14 protein-coding genes and 1 pseudogene are annotated in these 17,056 nt (G+C 63.2%); 12 read left to right on the top strand and 3 right to left on the bottom strand.

Translation table 11 applies throughout. The annotated features are described in order from the left end of the window. Positions 1–4 precede the first annotated feature (4 nt). The 3 genes from xdhB to uraH are packed head-to-tail and all read right to left on the bottom strand — an operon-like array spanning position 5 to position 4,227. Entirely contained in the window at positions 5–2,368 is a 2,364-nt protein-coding gene (gene xdhB / locus O7A61_RS13630; RefSeq protein ID WP_337130247.1) for a xanthine dehydrogenase molybdopterin binding subunit, read from the bottom strand. Then, on the bottom strand, positions 2,368–3,849 hold the full coding sequence (gene xdhA, locus O7A61_RS13625; RefSeq protein ID WP_337130246.1) for a xanthine dehydrogenase small subunit: 1,482 nt from the start codon (positions 3,847–3,849) through the stop codon (positions 2,368–2,370). The genes xdhB and xdhA overlap by 1 nt, the downstream gene beginning before the upstream one ends. 3 nt (positions 3,850–3,852) lie before the next feature. Next, positions 3,853–4,227, bottom strand: a complete 375-nt coding sequence (uraH, locus tag O7A61_RS13620) for a hydroxyisourate hydrolase (RefSeq protein ID WP_140716344.1) — start codon at positions 4,225–4,227, stop codon at positions 3,853–3,855. A gap of 204 nt (positions 4,228–4,431) precedes the next feature. Between uraH and puuE the strand changes: the two genes are divergently transcribed. The 12 genes and pseudogenes from puuE to O7A61_RS13560 all read left to right on the top strand — a co-directional run. Next, positions 4,432–5,850: an allantoinase PuuE gene (puuE, locus tag O7A61_RS13615; RefSeq protein ID WP_337130245.1), complete on the top strand. Its 1,419-nt coding sequence runs from the start codon at positions 4,432–4,434 to the stop codon at positions 5,848–5,850. A 9-nt stretch (positions 5,851–5,859) separates the two neighbouring features. After that, the gene (locus tag O7A61_RS13610) at positions 5,860–6,723 is read left to right on the top strand and encodes a bifunctional allantoicase/(S)-ureidoglycine aminohydrolase (protein ID WP_337130244.1); all 864 of its coding nucleotides are present in this window, start codon (positions 5,860–5,862) and stop codon (positions 6,721–6,723) included. Then, a complete protein-coding gene (locus tag O7A61_RS13605; protein ID WP_337130243.1) occupies positions 6,720–7,223 on the top strand; it encodes an ureidoglycolate lyase in 504 nt (167 codons plus the stop codon). The genes O7A61_RS13610 and O7A61_RS13605 overlap by 4 nt, the downstream gene beginning before the upstream one ends. Then, positions 7,223–7,816: a nucleoside deaminase gene (locus O7A61_RS13600; RefSeq protein ID WP_337130242.1), complete on the top strand. Its 594-nt coding sequence runs from the start codon at positions 7,223–7,225 to the stop codon at positions 7,814–7,816. Before O7A61_RS13605 ends, O7A61_RS13600 begins: the two co-directional genes overlap by 1 nt. 96 nt (positions 7,817–7,912) lie before the next feature. After that, positions 7,913–9,898: a CocE/NonD family hydrolase gene (locus tag O7A61_RS13595; protein WP_337130241.1), complete on the top strand. Its 1,986-nt coding sequence runs from the start codon at positions 7,913–7,915 to the stop codon at positions 9,896–9,898. Between the two features lie 154 nt (positions 9,899–10,052). Further along, complete coding sequence (locus O7A61_RS13590; protein WP_337130240.1) at positions 10,053–11,639, top strand: ABC transporter substrate-binding protein; 1,587 nt, start codon at positions 10,053–10,055, stop codon at positions 11,637–11,639. Positions 11,640–11,655: 16 nt separating this feature from the next. After that, positions 11,656–12,615 (top strand): ABC transporter permease, encoded by a 960-nt coding sequence (locus O7A61_RS13585; protein ID WP_027142771.1) that lies wholly within the window; start codon positions 11,656–11,658, stop codon positions 12,613–12,615. 9 nt (positions 12,616–12,624) lie between these two features. Further along, complete coding sequence (locus tag O7A61_RS13580) at positions 12,625–13,449, top strand: ABC transporter permease (RefSeq protein ID WP_140716338.1); 825 nt, start codon at positions 12,625–12,627, stop codon at positions 13,447–13,449. Next, entirely contained in the window at positions 13,449–15,104 is a 1,656-nt protein-coding gene (locus O7A61_RS13575; RefSeq protein ID WP_027142769.1) for an ABC transporter ATP-binding protein, read from the top strand. Before O7A61_RS13580 ends, O7A61_RS13575 begins: the two co-directional genes overlap by 1 nt. A gap of 120 nt (positions 15,105–15,224) precedes the next feature. Next, a complete protein-coding gene (locus O7A61_RS13570; protein ID WP_337130238.1) occupies positions 15,225–16,064 on the top strand; it encodes an alkaline phosphatase family protein in 840 nt (279 codons plus the stop codon). Between the two features lie 181 nt (positions 16,065–16,245). Then, positions 16,246–16,812: a sigma-70 family RNA polymerase sigma factor gene (locus O7A61_RS13565; RefSeq protein ID WP_337130237.1), complete on the top strand. Its 567-nt coding sequence runs from the start codon at positions 16,246–16,248 to the stop codon at positions 16,810–16,812. Beyond that, a pseudogene (locus O7A61_RS13560) lies at positions 16,809–17,056 on the top strand (anti-sigma factor); the annotation flags it as partial. The gene O7A61_RS13565 and the pseudogene O7A61_RS13560, both read left to right, overlap by 4 nt.

The following is a 17,056-nucleotide window of genomic DNA, read 5'->3' as shown; positions in this document are numbered from 1 at the left end:
CGATTCAGGCGCCAGCCTTGACCGCTTTCTTCAGCCGCTCGATTGCCATCAGCACGCGTTCTGGCGTTGCCGGGGCGTCGAGGCGCGGGCAGATCTTGTGGTCGGCGACGCTGGCCACTGCGTCCGACAGGGCGTGCAGCACCGCCATGCCATGCGGCAGCGGCGGTTCGCCGACCGCCTTGGAGCGATGGATGGTCGGTTCATAGGCCTGCGACCAGTCAGTCAGCGCCACGTTGAAGATCTTCGGTCGGTCCGACGCCAGCGGGATCTTGTAGGTCGACGGCGCATGCGTGCGCAGCCGGCCCTTGTCGTCCCACCACAATTCCTCGGTGGTCAGCCACCCCATGCCCTGGATGAAGCCGCCCTCGACCTGGCCGAGGTCGATGGCCCGGTTCAACGAACGGCCGCAATCGTGCAGGATATCGGCGCGCTCGACGACATATTCGCCGGTTAGCGTGTCGACCGACACTTCGGCGCAGGCCGCGCCATAGGCGTAGTAATAAAAGGCGTGGCCCTGGCCCTTCCCGCGGTCCCAGTGGATTTTCGGCGTCTTGTAGAAGCCGGCTGCCGAGAGCTGCACACGCGCAATATAGGCCTGCTTGACCAGATCGTTGAAGCTGACCTCCTGGTTGCCGACGCGCACCCGGTTTGGCAGGAACACCACCTGGTCGACAGGGATCTGGTATCTCTCGGCGGCAAAGTCGGTCAGCCGCTGGCGGATCTGGCGCGCCGCGTTCTGCGCCGCCATGCCATTGAGGTCGGCCCCCGAGGACGCCGCCGTCGGCGCGGTGTTGGGCACCTTGGCGGTGGTGGTGGCGGTGATCTTCACGCGGTCGAGGTCGATCTGGAATTCCTCGGCCACGACCTGCGCCACTTTGAGGTGCAGGCCCTGCCCCATTTCGGTTCCGCCATGGTTCATGTGCACCGAGCCGTCGGCATAGACATGCACCAGCGCGCCGGCCTGATTGGACTCGGTCTTGGTGAAGGAGATGCCAAACTTGACCGGCGTCAGTGCCAAGCCGCGCTTGATGAAGCGACTGTTGGCGTTAAACGCGGAAATCTCGCGACGGCGGCGTGCATAGCTGGCGCTCTCTTCCAGTTCCGCCACGATGCGCTGGATGATGCAGTCCTCGACCTTCTGGTGATAGGGCGTGACGTTGCGGCCGCCGATCGCTTCCATCGGATCGTAGAAATTCAGCTTGCGGATCTCGAGCGAATCCTTGCCGACCGAAAAGGCGACCTCGTCGATGACGCGCTCGGCGCCGATCATGCCTTGCGGGCCGCCGAAGCCACGAAAGGCAGTGTTGGAGACGGTGTTGGTAAAGAGCGGCGCCGATTTGGCCAGCACCGCTGGATAGAAATAGGCGTTGTCGCAGTGGAACAGCGCACGATCGCCGACCGGGCCGGACAGGTCGGCTGAAAAGCCGCAGCGTAAAGCGTAGGTGAAGTCGACGCCAAGGATGTTGCCCTCGTCGTCGAAGCCGACCTCGTAGTCGATGGCGAAATCATGCCGCTTACCGGTGGCGGTCATGTCCTCGTCGCGGTCGAGCCGGATCTTGACCGCGCGCTTCAGCCTCTTGGCGGCAATGGCGGCGATCGCGGCGCACTGATTGGCCTGCGTTTCCTTGCCGCCGAAGCCGCCGCCCATGCGGCGCACCTCCACCGTCACCGCGTTACTCGGCACGCCGAGCGTGTGGGCGACCAGATGCTGCGTCTCGCTCGGCCCCTGGGTCGAACAGTAGACGGTCACCTCGTCGTCCTCGCCGGGGATGGCGAGCGACACCTGGCCTTCGAGGTAGAAATGGTCCTGGCCGCCAAGCCACATGCGGCTCTTGATGCGGCGGGGCGCTGCGTGGATTGCCGCGGCCGCATCGCCGCGCTTCAGGACCAGCGGCGTGGTCACCTGCTTGTCCCTCGTTGGATCTAGGTCCCAGATGTCGATCACGGCGGGAAGCTCGTCATACTCGATCCTGGCCAGGCGCGCGGCGCGCCGGGCTGCCTCGCGCGTCTCGGCAATCACCGCGAAGATCGGCTGGCCAAAGAACTGCACCTTGCCTTCGGTGAGCACCGGATCGTCATGCATATTGCTGGGCGAGACATCGTTTTCGCCCGGTACGTCGGCATAGGTGAGCACGTCGACGACACCAGGGGCCGCGCGCACCTCCGAGAGGTCGACGCTTTTCAGAACGCCATGCGCCACCTTGGAGAGGCCAAGGCCGGCATGCAGCGTGCCGGCCGGTTCCGGCATGTCGTCGATATAGACGGCGCCGCCGCTGACATGCTTGTGGGCGGAATCATGCCGCTGGTCGGTAGCGATGCCGCCGACGATCTTCTCGGCTTTGAGGTTTGATGTGGCGTGCTTGTTCATCAGGCCGCCTCGCTGCGCGATACCTGCACCGGCACCTTGGTGCCCGTGGTTTCCACGTAAAAGCGCAACAAAAGGTTTTTCGCTGCCAGCGCTCGATATTCGGCGCTCGCGCGCATGTCGGTGAGCGGCGTGAAGTCCTTGGCGTATTCGGCCATCGCAGCCTCCACCGTCGCTTCGCTCCAGGCTTTGCCGATCAAAGCCTGTTCAACGGCCGTAGCCCGCTTCGGCGTTGCCGCCATGCCGCCATAGGCGATGCGGATATCGGCCACCGTGCCGTCCTTGGCCAGAGCCAGGCAGAAGGCCCCAAGGGTCGCGGTGATGTCCTCGTCGCGGCGCTTGGTGACCTTGTAGACGGCGAATTTCACGTCCTTTGCCGGCACCGGCACATGCACGGCCTCGACGAACTCGCCTGGCTGGCGGTCCTGCTTGCCATAGGCGATAAAGAAATCCTGCAACGGGATCGTGCGCCGCGTCTTGCCCTTGCGCAACGTCAGCCGCGCATCGAGCGCGATCAAAGGTGGCGGCGTGTCGCCGATCGGCGAGCCGTTGGCGACGTTGCCGCCGATCGTGCCCATGTTGCGAACCTGTTCGCCGCCAATGCGGTCGAACAACGGCCCCAATGCCGGGATGCGTTTCGACAGTGTCGAAAAGGCTTCGGTGTAGGTGACACCGGCGCCGATCGAGATGACACTATCGTCTTCCGTGATGGTGCAAAGCCCCGGCAGATTGCCGATGAAGATCGCCGGCGAGATGTCGCGCATATGCTTGGTCACCCACAGGCCAACGTCGGTCGAACCGGCGACGACGGTGGCGGTGGGTTCTTTTTCGAAGATGGTCGCTAAATCGTCGGCATCGGCCGGCACGACCAGCCGTGTCTTGCCGGTGCCAATCTCGATCCTGGCGCCGTCGCGCAACGCCTGCAGCCGCGTCGTGATGTCCCGGCGCTCCGCCGCCAGCGGATCCTTCGCCGCCTTGCCATAGCTCGAGATGGCGTGCGCGGCACGCATGATCGCCTCGTAACCGGTGCAACGGCAGAGATTGCCTTGCAGGGCTTTTTCGATGGCCCCGTTCGAAGGGTCCGGTGATTTCATCCACAGGCCATAGAGCGACATGATAAAACCCGGCGTGCAGAAGCCGCATTGCGAGCCGTGGAAATCGACCATCGCCTGCTGCACAGGATGCAACTGGCCAGCTTCGCCACGCAGATGCTCGACCGTCACGACATGGGTGCCGTCGAGCGAGCCGAGGAAGCGGATGCAGGCATTGACGCTTTCATAGGTCAGTCCGGCGGCCGAAAGCTTGCCGATGAGCACGGTGCAGGCGCCGCAATCGCCCTCGGCACAGCCTTCCTTGGTGCCGCGCAGCGAACGGTCGAGCCGCAGCCAGTCGAGCAAGGTCGCATCGGGAGCCACGGATGACAGCGCGATATCCCTGCCATTGAGAATGAAGCGGATTTCGTTGCGGATGTTGACCTTGGCCATGCCTCAGCTCCCCCTGTAGGTGGAATAGCCGTACGGCGAGATCAGCAATGGTACATGATAATGCACCGCCTCCGCCATGCCGAAGCGGATCGGCACGCTGTCGAGGAAGGCAGGCGCGGGCAGCTTCGTGCCCTGGCCGCGCAGATAGTCGCCAGCCGCGAATACCAGTTCGTATTCTCCGGTGCGGAAGTCGGCACCCGCCAGCAGCGGCGCGTCGCAGCGGCCGTCGGCGTTGGTGACGACCTCCTTCAGAAGCGTGCGATCGGCACCGTCGAGACGGTAGAGCGCGATCGACAATCCCGCCGCCGGCCTGCCGGTCGCGGTATCCAGGACATGGGTCGTCAGACGCCCGCCATCGGCTTTCGACGTTTCTGCCATTGGCCGCCTCCCATTTTCCAATACGAATAAATTGGTCGGTACAATCGAGCACTAGCGATGAATTGTGCGCCAATTAAAGGCGATGCATAAGTCCCGGTCGAGCGGAGTGCGACAAAAACACTTTCAAAAATTTTGAGGGGAATGCGAGAAGCACCCTTTCGATATCCTGATCATACTTCCGGTGATGCCGGGCGCGGAGGGACGATGCGTTACACCAGGGACATGCGTGGCTACGGAGCCAATCCGCCGGATCCGAAATGGCCTGGCGGCGCGCATGTCGCCGTGCAGTTCGTCGTCAACTACGAAGAGGGCGGCGAGAACTGCGTGCTCCACGGCGACAAGGCTTCGGAAGCCTTCCTGTCAGAAATCGTCGGTGCGGCGCCCTGGGTGGGCCAGCGCCACTGGAACATGGAATCAATCTACGAATATGGGGCGCGGGCCGGCTTCTGGCGGCTGCTGCGCCTGTTCAGCGAAGAGCAAGTGCCTGTGACCTGCTATGGCGTCGCCACGGCGCTCGCGCGCTCACCCGACCAGGTCACGGCCATGCAGGAAGCCGGCTGGGAAATCGCCTCGCACGGGCTGAAGTGGATCGATTACCGCGACCACGACGCCGAGGACGAGCGCCGCGACCTCGAAGCGGCGATCAAGCTGCATTACGAGGTGACCGGCCAGCGCCCGACCGGCTGGTACACGGGCCGCACATCGGTCAACACGGTGCGGCTGGTGGCCGAAGAAGGCGGCTTCGATTACGTCTCGGACACCTATGACGACGAACTGCCTTACTGGTTCGAGCATGCGGACGGCACGCAGCTCATCATCCCCTACACGCTCGACGCCAACGACATGCGCTTTGCCACGCCGCAGGGTTTCAACTCGGGCGACCAGTTCTTTGCCTATCTCAAGGATAGTTTCGATACGCTCTATGCCGAGGGCAAGGCAGGCAGGCCGCGCATGATGAACATCGGTCTGCACTGCCGCCTCGTCGGGCGGCCGGGCCGGGTGGCGGCGCTGAAACGCTTCGTCGATTATGTCAAATCGCACGACAAGGTCTGGCTGGCGCGGCGCATCGACATCGCCAAGCACTGGCAGGAAAATCACCCCTATCAACCGGCCGCTCTGCGCCCGTCGAAGATGGAATTCGAGACGTTCGTTCACACCTTCGGCGGCGTGTTCGAGCATTCGCCCTGGATTGCCGAACGGGCCTACGAGCTGGAACTCGGCCCAGCGCACGACACGGCCGGCGGCCTGCACAATGCGCTCTGCCGTATCTTCCGTTCCGCCAGCGAAACCGAGCGGCTCGGCGTGCTCAACGCCCATCCCGACCTCGCCGGCAAGCTCGCCAAGGCCAGGCGGCTGACGGCGGAATCGACCAGGGAACAGGCTTCCGCCGGCCTCGACGCGCTGACCGACAAGGAGCGTGAATTGTTCTCCAAGCTCAACGCCGCCTACGTCACCACCTTCGGCTTCCCCTTCATCATCGCGGTGAAAGGCAAGACAAAGGAGGAAATCCTCGCCGAATTCGAAGCCCGCATCGGCAAAGGCCGCGGCGTCGAATTCGAAACCGCCTGCAAGCAGGTCGAGCGCATCGCGCTGCTCCGCCTCAAGGACATGCTTCCACAATAGGTTTGAACCATGGATACGATCCGGATGCCCGAGCGCACCTATTATGCCCCACAGGGCGGCCATTCCGGCCAGAACGAACTTCTGACCGGACGCGCCGTCTTCACCGAGGCCTATGCCGTCATTCCCAAGGGCGTGATGCAGGACATCGTCACCAGCGCCTTGCCGTTCTGGGACAAGACCCGCGTCTGGATCCTGTCGCGGCCGCTGTCCGGCTTTGCCGAGACGTTTTCGCAATACATCGTCGAGGTCGCGCCCGGCGGCGGCAGCGCCCGGCCCGAGCCCGATGCCGGCGCCGAGGGCGCCCTGTTCGTGGTCGAGGGCGAACTGACGGTTCTGCTCGACGGCAAGAAGCATAGCTTGAGCCCCGGCGGCTTTGCCTTCCTGCCGCCGGCCAGCGGCTGGACAGTCCGCAACGAAAGCAAGGCAGCTGTCCGCTTCCACTGGATACGCAAGGCATATCAGGCGGTCGACGGTCTCGAGATCCCCAAGGCCTTCTTCACCAACGAACAGGAGATCGCGCCGACCCCGATGCCGGGCACCGAAGGCCGCTGGGCAACGACGCGGTTCGTCGATCCCGCCGATCTGCGCCACGACATGCATATGACCATCGTCACGCTCGAGCCCGGCGCGGTCATTCCTTTCGCCGAGACACATGTCATGGAACACGGGCTCTATGTGCTCGAAGGCAAGGCTGTCTACCGGCTCAACCAGGACTGGGTCGAAGTCGAGGCCGGCGACTATATGTGGCTGCGCGCCTTCTGCCCGCAGGCCTGCTATGCCGGCGGCCCCGGCAAATTCCGCTATCTGCTCTACAAGGATGTCAACCGGCATGCCAAGCTCGGCGGGGCTGGCATCGCGAAGCGGACGTCATGACCCGCATCGTCGCGCGGCCGCTGACCCGCGAGGCCTTTGCCGAATTCGGCGACGTCATCGACATGGGCGGCGACAATCACTATCCGATCAATGGCGGCAAGGCCGAGCGCTACCACGCTCTCGCCACCGCTGAAGCGGCAGGACATAACGCCCGCGTGCTGATTTCCATGGTACGCGGCACGCCCTACGAGATGCCGCTGAAGCTGACCATGGTCGAGCGTCATCCGCTCGGCAGTCAGGCTTTCATCCCGCTGTCGCCGCGTCCGTTCCTGGTCGTCGTCTGCCATGACGGCAAGGAGGGGCCGGGCGAACCACATGCCTTCATCACCGTGCCGGGGCAAGGCATCAACTATTCCCGCAATCTCTGGCACGGCGTGCTGACGCCCATCGGAGAGCCTCAGGACTTTTTGATCGTCGACCGTGGCGGCGACGGCGCCAATCTCGAGGAATTCCATTTCTCGCACGCCTACGAGATCCATATCCCCGACGAGAGCTTGTGATGACCGACATTTCGCTGATCGACCGCCTGCTCGACGTGATCGAGCACGACATCGTGCCGAAGACGGCAGAAGGCGTCGCGCACGGCAACAAGCTGTTCGGCGCGGCGATCCTGCGCAAGGGCGACCGGTCGCTGGTGCTGGCCGAGACCAACAACGAGATGGAAAACCCGCTCTGGCATGGCGAGGTGCATTGCCTGAAGCGCTTTTACGAAATGCCCAAGGCCGAACGTGTCGACACGAAAGATGCCATCTTCATTGCCACGCATGAACCCTGTTCGCTCTGCCTGTCGGCGATCACCTGGACCGGCTTCGACAATTTCTACTATTTGTTCAGCCACGAGGATTCGCGCGACAGTTTCGCCATTCCGCATGATCTCAAAATCCTGAAAGAGGTCTTCACCCTTGATCCCGGCGGCTACAACGCCGAGAACGCCTATTGGAAAAGTTTTTCGATCCGCAGGCTGGTGAGAGCGCTGCCCGAGGTCGAGCGCCAGCGGCTGGAGGAGCGGATCGGCAGGATTTCCGGACGCTATGACGAGCTGTCCGGCGTCTATCAGGCGAACAAGGCCGAAAACGACATTCCGCTAAATTGACGGTATGAAACAGGTAGCGGCACAGGTCGCATATTTCGCTGCTCCAGTCGCGAATGCCGATTGAAAGTTCTCGTGCCGCGGAGCGTTATGCCTGCCATGAAAACCATCACCGAATTTCCCCGCAAGGTCGTCGAATTTCCCGACATGGGCATCGTCATGCCCGATGGCTGCCGGCTGTCGGCGCGGGTATGGATGCCGGAGGATGCGGGCGACGATCCAGTACCCGTCATCCTTGAGCACCTGCCTTACCGCAAGCGCGACGGGACGATCTTTCGCGATCAGCTTACCCATCCCTATTTTGCCGGCCACGGCTACGCCTCGGTCCGCGTCGACATGCGCGGCAATGGTGATTCCGAAGGGCTGATGGACGACGAATATTCCGAGCAGGAACTGCAGGACGCCTGCGATGTCATTGCCTGGGCGGCGGCGCAGCCCTGGTGCAACGGCAATGTCGGCATGATGGGTATTTCCTGGGGCGGCTTCAATTGCCTGCAGGTGGCGGCCAAACAGCCGCCGGCGCTCAAGGCAGTGATCAGCCTGTGCTCGACCGTCGACCGCTATGCCGATGACATCCACTACAAGGGCGGCTGCCTGCTGCTCGAGAATTTCGGCTGGGCCTCGACCATGCTGTCCTATTCGTCGCGGCCACCGGATCCGCTGATTGCCGGCGACGACAAATGGCGCGATCTGTGGCTGAAACGGCTGGAGAACCAGTCGTTCCTTTTGCCGCTGTGGCTCAGCCACCAGCATCGCGACGCCTATTGGAAGCGCGGTTCGATCTGCGAGGATTTTTCCGCTGTTCATGCCGCGGTGCTGTCGATCGGCGGCTGGCACGACGGCTACCGCAACACGATCTCGCACCTCGTCAGCAACATCGAGGCCCCGGTCAAGGGTATCGTCGGACCGTGGATTCATAAATACCCGCACTATGCCGAACCCAAGCCCGCCATCGGCTTCCTCCAGGAAGCGCTGCGCTGGTGGGACCACTGGCTGAAGGGCGCCGAGACCGGCGTCGAGGCCGATCCCGACTATCGCGCCTATGTGATGGACAGCGTGCGTCCCGCACGCTGGCATCCAGAGCGGCCCGGCCGCTGGATAGCCGAGCAGGAATGGCCGTCGTCCAGCATAGCGGTTGAAGCGATCGAACTCATTTCCCCTGATGCAGGGCCTTCAATCGTCGTTTCGCCGCAGACCTGCGGGCTTGCCGGCGGCGAATACTTTCCGTTCACCTTCGGGCCGGAATTGCCGGGTGATCAGCGCCCTGACGATGGGCTGTCGGCGTGTTTCGACCAGCCTGAGCTCACCAAGCCGATCGAGATCGTCGGCGCGCCGGAGCTTGAGGTCCTGCTTGCCTCCGATCGGCCCCAGGCCAACATCGCGGTCCGGCTTTGCGACGTGCATCCCGACGGCGCCTCGGAACTTATCTCCTATGGCGTGCTCAATCTGACGCACCGCAACTCGCATGAATTCCCCGAAGCACTGGTCCCCGGGGAGACGGTTTCGGCGCGTGTCGTGCTCGATCAATGCGCCTACCGCGTGCCGGCCGGCCACCGTCTGCGCGTCGCCGTTTCGACCGCCTACTGGCCAATGATCTGGCCTTCGCCGGAACCGGCACGACTGACCTTGTCGGACGCCACGCTATCGGTGCCGTTGCGACTGCTGGCAACAGGCGACGAAGCCGTTTTCGCGGAGCCCGAAGGGGCCGCGCCCTGGGCGACCGAGACGATCCGTCCCGCCAATTCCGAACGCCATGTCGACCGCGACGAAAAGACGGGAATCGTCACGCTTTCCATTGCCGATGATTTCGGCGAAGTGCGCGATCTCGACCACGGCCTGGTCAACGGCAGCATCGCCCGCGAAACCTGGACCATCCATCCCGACGATCCTCTGTCAGCCTCTGGGAAAACACACTGGACGCAGACCCTGTCGCGAAATGGATGGTCGGTCCGCACCGAAACATGGGCCCAGATGCGGTCGGACGCACAAAACTTCATCGTCAGCGCTAGAATCGAGGCCTACGAAGGTGAAAACCTCGTCTTCGAGCGCGATTTCGACGAAAAGGTCCCGCGCGCGCTGGTTTGAGTACTGAAATCGTTGGTCCAAATGCGACGTGCGATTTACGCCACGGCATGTCGCATTCGGTCTTGCTTACCGCTTTCCCTTGCGGTCATTATTCCCTTTAACAACAAGCAAGAAAATCGACCGCAGAGTCGAACCAACAGAGTGAGGAACTCAAATGTCAAATGAACTGGAATTCCTTAGCCGGCGGGTTGCGTCGGGCAAACTGAGCCGTCGTGATTTTCTCGGCCGGGCGGCCGCGCTCGGCATCGCCGCACCCTTCGCCAACGCACTGCTTTCAAGCGCTGCGCGCGCGGCGGGTCCGGTCAAGGGCGGTACGCTGAAGGCCGGCCTGGTCGGCGGTGAGTCCACCAACAGCCTCGATCCGGCGCTGATGATGACGCAGGTGCCGTTCGCTTTCGGCAAGTGCTGGGGCGAATTGATCGTCGAGTTGTCGCCGGACGGCAAGCTCGAGAACCGTATCGCCGAAGAGATCGGCTCCTCGGACGATGCGAAGACCTGGACGCTGAAGATCCGCGACGGCGTCGAATTCCACAACGGCAAGACGGTGACCGCCGAGGACGTCGCCGCCACGCTCGAGCGCCATTCGGACGAGAAATCGAAATCCGGCGCGCTCGGCTATATGAAGGGCATCGAGACCATCAAGGCCAGCGGCAAGGAAGTGGTGCTGACGCTGAAGGAGGCCAACGCCGATCTTCCCTATTTGCTCAGCGACTATCACCTGATCGTCCAGCCCAATGGCGGCAAGGACAAGCCTGATGCCGGCATCTCGGCCGGCCCATACGTGGTCAAGACCAACGAGCCCGGCGTGCGCCATGGCGGCGAGCGCTTCGCCAATTACTGGCAGGGCGACAAGATGGGCCATGCCGACCAGATCGAGGTCATTGTCATCAACGACGCGACGGCCCGCACGGCAGCACTGCAGGGCGGCCAGGTCAACATGATCAACCGCGTCGAGCCGAAGATCGTCGACCTGATCAAGCGCGTGCCGGGCGTCACCATCCGCAACCACGCAGGCCCCGGCCACTACGTGTTCATCATGCATTGCAACACGGCGCCGTTCGACAACAACGACCTCAGGATGGCGCTGAAGCTGGCGATCGACCGCGAGGAGATGCTGACCAAGGTGCTGCGCGGTTACGGCTCGCTCGGCAACGACTTCCCGATCAACGCGTCCTATCCGCTGTTCAGCGAGATCGAGCAGCGCAAGTATGATCCCGACAAGGCCAAGTTCCACTACAAGAAATCAGGTCATGACGGCACCGTGCTGCTCAGGACCTCGGACGTTGCCTTCCCGGGCGCCGTCGACGCGTCACAGCTCTTCCAGCAGAGCGCGGCCAAGGCGGGCATCAAGATCGAGCTCAAGCGCGAGCCCGGCGACGGCTACTGGAACGAAGTCTGGAACAAGCAGCCCTTCTGCGCTTCCTATTGGGGCGGCCGCTCGACGCAGGACCAGATGTACTCGACCGCCTATCTGTCGACCGCCGACTGGAACGACACGCGTTTCAAGCGCCCGGATTTCGACAAGATGGTGCTGGCGGCGCGTGCCGAACTCGATGAGGCCAAGCGCAAGCAGATGTACCACGACATGGCTGTCATGGTGCGCGACGAAGGCGGCCTGATCCTGCCGATGTTCAATCAGTTCATCGACGCCACCGGTGCCAAGGTCGATGGCTGGGTGGACGACCCGCATCAGGAGCTGATGAACGGCTACGCCCTGGCGAAGTGCTGGCTGCAGGCCTGAGTCCGGCTTTGCAGAGATGTCTTCACCCATCCTGAAACTAATTGCCCAGCGCATTGCGCTGGGCATCCTGCTTCTGTTGGCCATCTCGGTCCTGATCTTCGCCGGCACGCAGATCCTGCCCGGCGACGTCGCGCAGGCCATTCTGGGACAATCGGCGACACCGGAGTCGCTGGCCAATCTGCGCGAGCAGCTTGGGCTGAACGACCCGGCCTATGTCAGGTATTTCCATTGGCTCGGCGGCGTCTTGACCGGCGACCTCGGCACTGCGATGTCAAGCGGGCAGGATATCGCGACCTCGATCAAGTCGCGCTTGTGGAACACACTGTTCCTCGCCTTCTGGGCGGCGATCGTGGCCATTCCGCTGGCGATCACGCTTGGCCTGATCGCCGTGCGCTACCGCAATGGCTGGGTCGACAAGCTGATCTCCGGCCTGGCGCTCGCCTCGACCTCCTTCCCGGAATTCTTCATCGGCTATGTGCTTGTCTATTTCTTCGCCGTGAAGTGGCAGATCTTTCCCGGCATCTCGACCGTCTATGAGGGCATGCCGTTCGGTGAGCGGATGCAGGCGATCGCGCTGCCGGCGACGGCGCTGACGCTGGTGGTCCTCGCCCACATGATGCGCATGACGCGAGCTGCGATCCTCAATGTCATGCAGTCGGCCTATGTCGAGACGGCGGAACTGAAAGGCCTGTCAGCGTTCAACGTCATCCGCAAGCACGCCTTCCCCAATGCCATCGCGCCGATCATCAACGTCGTCATGCTCAACCTCGCTTATCTCATCGTCGGCGTCGTCGTGGTCGAGGTGATTTTCGTCTATCCCGGCATGGGACAATATCTCGTCGATCACGTGACCAAGCGTGACGTGCCGGTGGTACAGGCCGTCGGCCTGATCTTCGCTGCCGTTTACATCAGTCTCAACATCATCGCGGACATAGCGGCGATCGTCGCCAATCCGCGTCTGCGACATCCGAAATAGGGGGCGGGCATGCTCGATATCAAACGCATCCCCATCCCCGCGTTGATCGGCATTGTCCTGACGGCACTATTCGTGCTGGCGGCGATCTTCGCGCCGTGGATTTCGCCGCATGACAACGCCGAAATTGTCGGCGATGTCTGGGAGCCGATGTCGGCGGCGCATTGGCTGGGCACCGACAATCTCGGCCGCGATTTGCTGTCCCGGATGATCTATGGCGCCCGCATCACCTTGTTCATCGCGGTGCTGGCCACCGCGCTGTCGTTCTCGCTCGGCGCCATCCTCGGCTTTTCGGCCGCGGTGTTCGGCGGCTGGTTCGACACGATCCTGTCGCGCCTCGTCGACCTCCTGATGTCGATCCCGACACTGATCATGGGCCTGGTGGTGCTCTCGGTGCTGCCAACCAACCTGGTGACGCTGATCCTGGTGATGGGCATTCTCGACTCGACGCGCGTCTACCGTTTGTCGCGCGCTGTCGCCGTCGACATCAACGTCATGGACTATGTCGAAGCCGCCAAGCTGCGCGGCGAGGGCAGCGTCTGGATCATCTTCCGTGAAATCCTGCCCAACGCGTTGTCGCCGCTGATCTCCGAGCTCGGCCTGCGCTTCATATACGCAGTGCTGTTCCTGTCGACGCTTTCCTTTCTCGGCCTTGGCGTGCAGCCGCCGGACGCCGACTGGGGCGGCATGGTGAAGGAGAACAAGGACGGCATCGTGTTCGGCATAGGCGCAGCGCTCATCCCCGCGGCCGCGATCGCGGCGCTGGCGATCTCGGTCAATCTTGTCGCCGACTGGGTGCTGAACCGCACGACAAGCCTGAAGGGAGGACGCGGGTGATGGCTGACGGCAAGGCAAAGTCCACCCCCCTGCTCGACATCCGCAATTTGCGCATCGAGGCGACGGTCTATCCGCCCGGTGAGGCGCCGAAGACCATCACGCTGGTGCACGATGTCTCGCTGACACTGGAGAAGGGCAAGGTGCTCGGCCTGATCGGTGAATCCGGTGCCGGCAAGTCGACCATCGGCCTGTCATCCATGGGCTATGGCCGTGGTGGCGTGCGGATCACCGGCGGCGAGGTGCTCCTCAACGGCCGCGACATCCTCAAGGGCGGCAAGGAGGACTTTCGCAAGCTGCGCGGTCGCGAGGTCTGCTATGTCGCGCAGTCGGCGGCGGCCGCTTTCAATCCCGCGCACAGGCTGATGGACCAAGTGGTGGAAGCCACGCTGCTGCATGGAACGGCGACACGAGCGGAGGCCGAGAAGCGCGCCGTCGCGTTGTTCAAGAAGCTCAGCCTGCCCAACCCGGAAGCCATCGGCGAACGCTTTCCGCACCAGGTTTCGGGCGGCCAGCTGCAGCGTGTGATGACGGCGATGGCGCTGTGCTCGGAGCCTGACCTGATCGTCTTCGACGAACCGACCACGGCGCTCGATGTGACGACGCAGATCGACGTGCTGGCGGCGATCAAGGATGCTATCCGCGACACCCATGTGGCGGCGCTCTACATCACGCACGACCTGGCCGTCGTCGCCCAGGTTTCGGACGAGATCATGGTGCTGCGTCACGGGCGGCTGGTCGAATGGGGCGGCACCCGCCAGATCATCAAGGAACCGCGGCAGGAATACACCAATGCGCTGGTTTCGGTGCACGAGATCGAACATGCCGAGCAAAAACCCGGCACCACGCCGTTCCTGTCGGTCAAGAACGTGACCGCCGCCTATGGCGGCGGCCACGTCAAGGTGCTGAAGAACGTCTCGGTCGACATCTACCCCGGCCAGACGTTGGCCGTGGTTGGCGAATCCGGCTCCGGAAAGTCGACGCTGGCGCGCGCCATAACCGGACTTTTGCCGCCCGAGCAAGGCACTGTTACGTTCGACGGGCGCCCCTTGGCCAACCGGCTTGCCGACCGGCCGAAGGAAGACCTGCGCCAGCTGCAGATGATCTATCAGATGGCCGACGTGGCGATGAACCCGCGCCAGACCGTCGGCACCATCATCGGCCGGCCGCTCGAATTCTATTTCGGCATGCGCGGCAGGCAGCGCGATGCCCGCGTCGCCGAACTGCTCGACAAGATCGAAATGGGCAAGGGCTTTGTCGACCGCTACCCGGCCGAGCTCTCCGGCGGCCAGAAGCAGCGTGTCTGCATTGCCCGCTCGCTCGCCGCCAAGCCCAAGCTGATCATCTGCGACGAAGTGACATCAGCGCTTGATCCGCTGGTGGCCAACGGCATCCTCAAGCTGCTGCTCGAACTGCAGAGGGAGGAAAACGTAGCCTATCTGTTCATCACCCACGACCTCGCGACGGTGAAGTCGATCGCCGATTCGATCGCGGTGATGTATCGCGGCGAAGTGGTGCGCTACGGTTCCAAGAGCAAGGTGCTCACACCGCCGTTCGATGCCTATACCGACCTGTTGTTGTCGTCCGTTCCGGAAATGGAGATCGGCTGGCTGGAAAAGGCGATCAAGGGGCGGCGCATGGCCAGCGCCGGGAACTAGCAAAGCGCAAGGTGATCTATCACGACACGGCCGTGCTGATGCGCGGCGGAGGCGGGTTGATCATGCCCTTCTTCAACCGGCTCATCGACGCCACCGACAGACAATCGCATGGAGCAGCCCGTGGCGATCCAATCCAAGCTTCTGCTGATCATCCTCGATGGCGTTCCCTACCGGAACTGGCGCCGGCTGATGGGCAATCTCGAAGGCTGGGTGCAGTCGGGCGGGGCACGGGTGTGGAAGATGCGCTCGGTGCTGCCGTCGACCTCGGCCTGCTGCTATGCCTCGATCCACACCGGCGTGTCGCCGCAGGTGCACGGCATTCTGTCCAACGAGAACCGCTTTCGCGTCGGGCAGCCCGACATCTTCTCGGAAGTCAGCAAGGCCGGCGGCAAGACCGGCGCGGTCACCCATTCCTACTGGTCCGAATTCTTCCGCTCCTACCCGTTCGACCTCGTCGAGGACATGGAATATGACGAGCCGGACGGCCCGATCACGCATGGCCGCTTCCACACCATGACCGGCTATAATCTCAAGAACCAGATGACGCCGAGCGATATCGACCTGTTCGCGACGCTGACCATGCTCACCCGGCGCCACGGCATCGACTATGGTGTCTTGCACACCTGCACGCTGGACTCGATGGGCCACCGTTTCGGCCATGACTGCCACGAGATGGACCATGCCTGCTACGCCATGGACGGCATGCTGGCGGCCTTCATGCCGAGCTGGATCGAGGCCGGCTACGAGGTCATCGTCACTGCCGACCACGGCCAGACCGACCGCGGCCACCATGGCGGCCATGACGACGAGATGCAGGATTTCGCGCTGTATTATTTCGGACAGGGCGAAGGGCCGGAAGCCGATACGCTGCTCGACCAGTTGCAACTGGCGCCAACGGTTCTGAGCCGGCTTGGCGTGCCAGTGCCGGCGACGATGAAGGCGAAGGCTTTTCTCTCCTGATTGAGTGGCTGGCGCCGCCCCTCATCCGCCTGCCGGCACCTTCTCCCCGTAAACGGCGAGAAGGGATGCTCTGGCAACCGTCCCGCTCTTCGGTTAGCCTCCCAGAATTCCTTGGCGGAGGATGAACCTTTTTGGATCGATCGGCGACAGAGCAGACAGGAGCCGGGCGGCTCGACCGGCCATGACGGCGGCGACGGAAACCGATCGCGCGCTTGTCGACCGGGTCGCGAAGGGCGACCGGGCCGCCGTGCGGCTCCTGTTCATGCGTCATCACGCGCGGGTCTACCGCTTCGTGGCGCGCCAGACGGGATCGGAAATGATGGCTGACGACATCGCGAACGAAGTGTTCCTCGAACTGTGGCGCCAGGCGCCGAGCTTCGAAGGGCGGTCCGAAGTCTCGACATGGCTGCTCGGCATCGCCCGCTTCAAGGCGCTCTCGCTGCTGCGCAAGAAGAAGGAAGACTGGATCGACGACGAGGCCGCCGCGGCGGTGCCCGACAGCGCCGACACGCCTGAGGTCGTCACCATGAAGGAGGACAAGGCCGCCGCCTTGCGCCGCCTCATCGACGCCTTGCCCGACGAGCACCGCACGGTGATCGACCTCGCCTATTATCAAGGGCAATCGGTGGCCGAGATCGCACAGGTGCTCGACATCCCGGTCGCGACCGTCAAGACCCGTATGTTCTACGCCCGCAAGAAACTCGGCGAAGCCTTGAAGGCCGCCGGTTACGACAGGGGGTGGCCATGAGCGCCGCTGAAAAGATGTCGCGCCGCGACGAAATGGAAACGCTGCTGCCGTTCTACCTGAACGGTTCGCTCGAAGGTTCGGATCTGGAAGCCATCGAAGAATGGCTGGCCACCGATCCTGCGGCACTTGTCGCGCTCGGCGAGGCGGAAGCCGAGTTCTCCGGCACGGCGGCAGCCAATGAGGCGATCCGCCCGCCGGCCGATGCGCTCAGCCGCTTCGCCAAGGCGCTCGACGCGGAGGCGGG

The sequence above is a fragment of the Mesorhizobium sp. Cs1321R2N1 genome (assembly GCF_037179725.1).
In the GTDB taxonomy this organism is placed as follows: domain Bacteria; phylum Pseudomonadota; class Alphaproteobacteria; order Rhizobiales; family Rhizobiaceae; genus Mesorhizobium; species Mesorhizobium salmacidum.
This window is presented reverse-complemented; position numbering and strand designations above follow the sequence as displayed.